The organism is Peribacillus sp. (assembly GCF_059453735.1).
This window is the reverse complement of sequence record NZ_JAZVJO010000036.1, coordinates 1-2084: the sequence shown is the minus strand read 5'-3', so window position 1 is coordinate 2084 and position 2084 is coordinate 1. Positions and strand designations below refer to the sequence as shown.

2 protein-coding genes are annotated in these 2084 nt (G+C 36.6%); both read right to left on the bottom strand.

The annotated features are described in order from the left end of the window. Positions 1-16 precede the first annotated feature (16 nt). Positions 17-1675, bottom strand: a complete 1659-nt coding sequence (locus AC52RT_RS01055; RefSeq protein ID WP_495539038.1) for a terminase TerL endonuclease subunit — start codon at positions 1673-1675, stop codon at positions 17-19. Continuing rightward, positions 1672-2013 carry a P27 family phage terminase small subunit gene (locus AC52RT_RS01050; RefSeq protein ID WP_495539037.1) on the bottom strand — a complete coding sequence of 114 codons (342 nt, stop codon included), beginning with the start codon at positions 2011-2013 and terminating at the stop codon, positions 1672-1674. The genes AC52RT_RS01055 and AC52RT_RS01050 overlap by 4 nt, the downstream gene beginning before the upstream one ends. Positions 2014-2084 lie beyond the last annotated feature (71 nt).

The following is a 2084-nucleotide window of genomic DNA, read 5'->3' as shown; positions in this document are numbered from 1 at the left end:
TTTTTCATCACCCCCTTTAGAAGTACAGAGCTTCTAGCATATCCAACGAATCTTCTATGTTAACTTCATTTTCTAGAATGTTATCAGCCTGCCATAATGCATAGACAAACGCTGTGAATCCATCCGTTTTCCTCCGGACCTCATCTTTCTTCAAGAAATCTTTGTTTCCATCGTTCTTGACTTTCACAACAATGTTATTTGTATTCCAATTCATCAAAGGATTGTCACCGAAAATAATACGATGTTGAGCAAAAAGCATTTCTATTCTTGGGGCAAGTTTGGCATATATCGCATGTGGATTCTGTATATAAAGGACATGGAATCCAGCTTCTTCTAATGCTTGTTTCACAATGTCTAGCCGGAATGTATCTCCGACAATCGTATTTAAACCATACTTCTCTCTCATTTCACAGAAGTAATTAACCATATATTGAATATCAATAACTGGACCATCAAGCAATGTGATAAGACCTTGCTGTTCCCACTCTTCAATTGGTGGTTTTAAGTTAGCCTCTTTTACAAATTCGCGCCTAGCAAACTGGTGACTGTCCCAAATGTAATCATTACCATGCTTAAAAAGGACACCACATGCTGTGAAGTCCTTGATAAAAGAGAAGTCTATAGCCCCTACACACGGCTTCCCTCTTAAAACATTGTAGGGGATAGGTCTGTTTGTCGCTTTTATATCCTCCCATGAAGCCACCTTAACCGTGTTATCTTCTTGCGGTAGATTCATCCGTTTAGCCATAAACTCAGGGCGGCCAGAGGGATCATCTTCTAAATCAAGGTACTCATCCATGATGGTATCGAATAATTCTTCTGCATAGGGGCTCCTTGGTTTACAGAACATTGGATTTGCTTTTTCCCATAATTCTGGTTTATCAACTTCATCCTTACTGTCCATTTTGCAAATGAAAACAAATCGGTTTTTACGTTTGCTGCCACCACTTAGGATCTCTAAACATTGCTCAATAAATTTATCAAAAAATCCACCACGGACATGACCATTGGTGGATATATATATTCTTCGTCTATGTTTCACTTTTCCTAAACCAGAACTAAGTGTATTGATTAGTTTGGTATCTTCATAGATGTGCCATTCGTCAAAAATCAGGCAACCAGGACGGCCACCATCTTTTGTATCAGCGTTGGATGTCCGAAACTTAAATTCGGATCGTGAAGCTTTTCCTGTAATTTTTGTCTTTGTCCAAGAGAAGAAGTTTTTCATGAATTTCTTATTTTTCTCTTTCATATCGTAGACTTCTTTTACCGACATTTGCGCCTGATCTTCACTGTTAGCGACAACATCCACGTTATATCCATCAATTCCGTGTTTCGGACTAATGAAATAATCAGAGAGTCCGGAAATCAATCCATTCTTTCCGTTACCACGAGCCATGACTATAACAATGTCTTTATAAAATAATTTGTCACGCTCTTTATACTTTAAGAATATAAAAGCGATAATAAACTTCTGGAATGGTTCAAGTGGGAAGTACCAATTCTCTATAAAGTTGATGCAGTGTTCAATCTGTTCTTCATCAAAATAAATATCCTCACGAGTGAGGACTTCAGTTTCCAGCTGCTTAACTAAATCAATACGTTCTTTGTTGAAAATCACTTCACCATTTCGCCAAGATTGAATATAGGCTTCTACATACTTTTGATGAATCAATAAAGATCACTGACTTCTGCTTCGTCATTATCCTTTTCGTTTTTCTTTGGTAAAACAGGTGTATTCATCAATTCAAATTTAATAGATTTCTCGACAGCAATTAAGGTTTTCGTCAGCTTATTTAATTCGTTTATCGCTGGATTTGTTTTTATAAATTCTTGACTTGCGTTCTTAGTTGTCATCATTACACCGTCTTTATTTATCGATGTTTGTAATTTTCTAATCTGCTTAACAAGCGATATATAGCGTTTTACTTTATCGACCTCAATTAAATCGTGTGTATCTATTCTCATCATCAATTGTTTTTCTAAATCAGAAATTTTTACTGCACCGCTCACAAAACCCCCCTCCTTTTTTTTGAAACCCCCTAATATAACAAGCGGTTTTTCAATATTTTTACGCAGCAGAG